At 43.5% G+C, this 918-nt stretch carries 1 protein-coding gene; it reads left to right on the forward strand.

Features of this window, described 5'->3' with window-relative positions; genetic code table 11:
- Nucleotides 1–798: AbgT family transporter (locus tag AB4496_RS27065; RefSeq protein WP_372133013.1), on the forward strand; the 798-nt coding region annotated here is incomplete at its 5' end.
- Nucleotides 799–918 lie beyond the last annotated feature (120 nt).

The raw sequence follows: 918 nt of genomic DNA on the forward strand, positions 1-918 counted from the left end.
GAACAAGCACCTGATCTAGGTACGTTTACAGCCATTGAATCTAAAGCATTCAAATTCGCTGGTTGGGCAATGGTTGCCGGTATTGGTCTGCTTATCGCGGCTCTAATGCCTGAAAACTCAGCACTTCGTTCACCAGAAGGCGAACTAACGGCGTTCTCAGCACCAGTAATGAAGTCTATCGTTCCTCTGATCTTCATCCTGTTTATTATTCCGGGTATCGTCTACGGCCGTGTAGCGGGTACCTTCAAGAATAGTAATGATGTTATCAAAGCAATGTCTGAGACGATGGCAACGATGGGCGCATACATTGTAATGTCGTTCTTCTGTGCTCAGTTCCTATCAGCATTTGCTCAATCAAACATCGGTACTATGCTGGCGCTTTACGGTGCTGAAGGCTTGAAAGCAATGGATCTTCCTGGTGAAGCAACGGTTGTTGGTATGATTCTACTAACGGCTTCAGTTAACCTTCTTGTAGGTTCAGCTTCAGCTAAGTGGGCTCTTATTGGTCCTATCTTAGTTCCTATGTTAATGGTTGTGGGTATCTCTCCTGAGCTATCTCAAGCGGCTTACCGTGTAGGCGATTCAGTGTCTAACATCATCTCTCCACTGATGGTGTTCTTCCCACTGGTTGTTGTTTACTGTCAACGTTACGTTAAGTCGACAGGTATCGGTACTCTAGCTTCTCTAATGATGCCATTCTCGATTGCTATGCTAATCGGTTGGTCTATCTTCTTGCTAGGTTACTGGGCTCTTGGTATCCCGCTAGGTATCCAAGCTCCTTACACTTACACAATGTAAGATTGAACTAAGCAAAATTAAGCTTTATTTATTGCTAAGCCCGCACCGAAATGTGCGGGCTTTTTTTTGCTATTTTTTTCTGTTTTTTTATCCAAGATTTTTATAGCCAAGACTTTTTAT

Source organism: Vibrio sp. 10N.222.46.A1 (genome assembly GCF_041473595.1).
GTDB classification, from domain to species: domain Bacteria; phylum Pseudomonadota; class Gammaproteobacteria; order Enterobacterales; family Vibrionaceae; genus Vibrio; species Vibrio tasmaniensis_A.